At 66.3% G+C, this 3,081-nt stretch carries 4 protein-coding genes; 1 reads left to right on the top strand and 3 read right to left on the bottom strand.

Annotation, left to right across the window (positions count from 1 at the left end; genetic code table 11):
* Both sucC and WB508_RS10650 read right to left on the bottom strand, forming a co-directional pair.
* On the bottom strand, nucleotides 1–835 hold an 835-nt coding region (sucC, locus tag WB508_RS10655; protein ID WP_423844863.1), incomplete at its 3' end, for an ADP-forming succinate--CoA ligase subunit beta.
* Nucleotides 836–926: 91 nt separating this feature from the next.
* On the bottom strand, nucleotides 927–1,190 hold the full coding sequence (locus tag WB508_RS10650; RefSeq protein ID WP_423844862.1) for a hypothetical protein: 264 nt from the start codon (nucleotides 1,188–1,190) through the stop codon (nucleotides 927–929).
* A gap of 318 nt (nucleotides 1,191–1,508) precedes the next feature.
* On the opposite strand from WB508_RS10650, the gene WB508_RS10645 reads away from it, so the two are divergent.
* A complete protein-coding gene (locus WB508_RS10645) occupies nucleotides 1,509–2,186 on the top strand; it encodes a M23 family metallopeptidase (RefSeq protein ID WP_423844861.1) in 678 nt (225 codons plus the stop codon).
* An 83-nt stretch (nucleotides 2,187–2,269) separates the two neighbouring features.
* Here the strand turns inward: WB508_RS10645 and WB508_RS10640 are convergent.
* Nucleotides 2,270–3,081: 3'-5' exonuclease (locus WB508_RS10640; protein WP_423844860.1), on the bottom strand; the 812-nt coding region annotated here is incomplete at its 5' end.

Here is a 3,081-nt window from a genome sequence, read left to right as displayed (position 1 = left end):
GCTTCACGTTGCCGTGGGACTCACCGGCGTACGCGACCACGTCGAGCGTGCTCATGACCAGGCCGGCGCCGTTGCCGATGATCCCGACCGAGCCATCGAGCTTGACGTAGTTCAGTCCCTTGGCCTTCGCCTTGGCCTCCAGCGGATCGGCCGCGGCCTTGTCCTCGAAGGCCGCGTGGTCGTCGTGACGGAACTCGGCGTTCTCATCGAGTGACACCTTGCCATCCAGCGCCTCGAGCTTGTTGCCCTCGAGTCGAGCGAGCGGGTTGACCTCGACCAGCGTCGCGTCCTCCTCGACGAAGGTCGTCCAGAGCGCGAGGACCGTTTCGACGGCCTGCTCGGTCAGCTCGGCCGGGAAGCCGACCTCGGCGACGATCTCGCGGGCCTTCGCCTCGTCGACGCCGGCTCCCGGGTCGATCGCGATCTTCTTGACGGCGTCGGGGTTGGTCTTGGCGACCTCTTCGATCTCGACACCGCCTTCGACGCTGGCGATGCACAGGTAGCTGCGGTTGGAGCGGTCGAGCAGGAAGGAGAAGTAGTACTCCTCCTCGATCGTGGCCGCGGGCGCGATCAGGACACGATTGACCGTGAGTCCCTTGATCTGCATGCCGAGGATCGCCGAGGCGTGTTCAAAAGCCTCATCTGGCGTCTTGGCCAGCTTGACGCCGCCAGCCTTGCCGCGGCCGCCCGCCTTGACCTGGGCCTTGACGACGCAGACGCCGAGCTTCTCAGCGGCAGCCTTGGCCTCGTCTGGCGTGTTGGCGACGATGCCGGGCGTGCCCGGTACGTCATGCTTGGCGAAGAGCTCCTTCGCCTGATACTCCATCAAATCCACGGTGAATCCGTCCTTTGTCGTGACGATCGGGCCAACAAACGAGCCTCATTGACTCTATCCACTGATCAGCAGGTGTGGCGCGTCGGGTGCCTCACACCTCGAAGACACCCACATGGTCCAGTCCCCGTGTTGCGAGGTGGGATTGCAGGCGGGCGCGATCATCAGCGCTGGCGTCGACCACCACTGACCCCGCATCCTCGGCCTCTGCTGTCCGCGCCAGCTGCTCCACGGACTGGTCACCGCCGACGAAGACCACTTCCCGACCAGCCATCAGCAGGGCGCGGGCACGTAGTCGAGACTGCGTGTCGTCAGCACACGACCCGACTACCACGCGGTTGAGACGCTCGTCCGACATGCCGGGTATCTTCCCACCACAGCACCGATCGGCACCTCGGCGACGTGGTAATGCTTGTCACACTTCGGTGATCTTGGCAGCGTGCGATGCATCGTTGGTGCATATTCTTACCCGATTGGGTTTCATCTGATCCGCATCGTCAGTTAGGCTCGACAAGTTCGATCTTCCCCCCCATCTTTCCTGCACCGGAGGTAATGCGTGACGTCGTCAGCGCCAAAACGCCGACTTGACTCACGACAGTCGACCTCGCGCGACCCCGGCGGCCGCCGAGCAGCGACTCGGCCCAAGCGCGGTCACAAGATGCGACCCACTCCGGCCATGGCCGGTGCCATCGTGCTGATCACCGCTGGTTTCTTGTCCACCGCGGTCGGCAACGCGACCGACACCGACACCCTCGGCGCCGGTCGCTACCAGACGATCTCGGAGTCCTACACCGGCGACGACAGCGCCGCGATCGCTGCTGGCTCGGTCGACGTCAGCCGCGACTTTGACCGCGAGACGTTCACCAAGCAGCTCCGCACGCAGAAGGATCAGCGCGACCAGGCGCTCGAGGATCTCGCTGCCAAGGTCGACCAGCAGAGCGATGAGCTGAAGAAGAATCAGTGGGTCCTTCCGGTCACCGGGTACAACTTGACGGCACGATTTGGTCAGTCCAGCGCGCTGTGGTCGCGCAGCCACACCGGCTTGGACTTCGCCGGACCCTCGGGCAGCACGATCGTCTCCCTGGCCGCCGGCACCGTGAAGTCGACTGGCTACGAAGGCGCCTACGGCAACCGCACCGTGGTCACGCTGCTCGACGGCACAGACGTCTGGTACTGCCACCAGAGCCGCGTCGCTGTCTCGCCAGGTGACAAGGTCGATCCCGGACAGGTCATCGGCTACACCGGATCCACCGGCAACGTCACTGGTCCGCACCTGCACCTGGAGATCCGCCCCGGCGGCGGCGGCCCGGTCAATCCCGAGCCGATCCTCCGCGAGCACGGCGTCTCCCCGTAACCTCCCGCCGACGAGTCACGCAGTCCTACCGACGAGTCACGCAGTCCCGCCGACGAGTCACGCCGGCGACGAGGACCTCTCGTTCAGAGCTTCTCGACGGGTGCGTAACGCAGCAGCAGCCGCTTGATGCCGTGAGAGCCGAAGTCGACCGAGGCCTGAGCCCGGTCGCCTTCACCGTCGATGGCCACCACGGTGCCCATGCCGAAGGTGTCGTGATTGACGCGATCGCCCGGATCGAGCGACACGACGTCGCGGGTTCCCCTCGTGGACCGCGCAGCGACGTTGGACGTCCGAAACGACGAGCGGGCACTGGCTGACGGTGTGCTCGGGGTCCACTGCGTCGGGGCCGAGGCGAGTCGCTTCCAGTCGACGAGGTCGACCGGCAGCTCGTCGAGGAACCGTGAGGGCGGGTTGTAGCTGGGGGCGCCCCACGCCGAGCGGGTCGTGGCGCGCGTGACGTACAGCGCCGTCCGGGCCCGCGTGATGCCCACGTATGCGAGGCGGCGCTCCTCCTCGAGCTCGGCCGGGTCACCCATGGACCGCATGTGCGGAAAAACCCCATCCTCGAGCCCGGTGAGGAACACGACGGGGAACTCCAGACCCTTGGCGGTGTGCAGCGTCATGAGCGTGACGACGCCATCACCCTCGTCGGGGATGGAGTCCGCATCGGCGACCAGCGCGACCTGCTCGAGGAAGGCCGACAGCGATCCCGGGGTCAGGTCGGCCTCCTCGGTCTCCGGCGCGTCCTCGACGGTGCTGGCCTTGACGACGAACTCGCGGGCGACCGCGACCAGCTCCGCCAGATTCTCGACCCTGGTCTCGTCCTGCGGATCGGTGCTGTCCTCGAGCGAGGACAGGTAGCCGCTGCGGGTCAGAGCGGCCTCGAGGACGGCGT

Origin of the sequence: Aeromicrobium sp., from assembly GCF_049586495.1 — a bacterium.
GTDB lineage: Bacteria > Actinomycetota > Actinomycetes > Propionibacteriales > Nocardioidaceae > Aeromicrobium.
The sequence above is the reverse complement of the archived record's forward strand: the minus strand, read 5'-3'. Positions and strand labels throughout refer to the sequence as shown.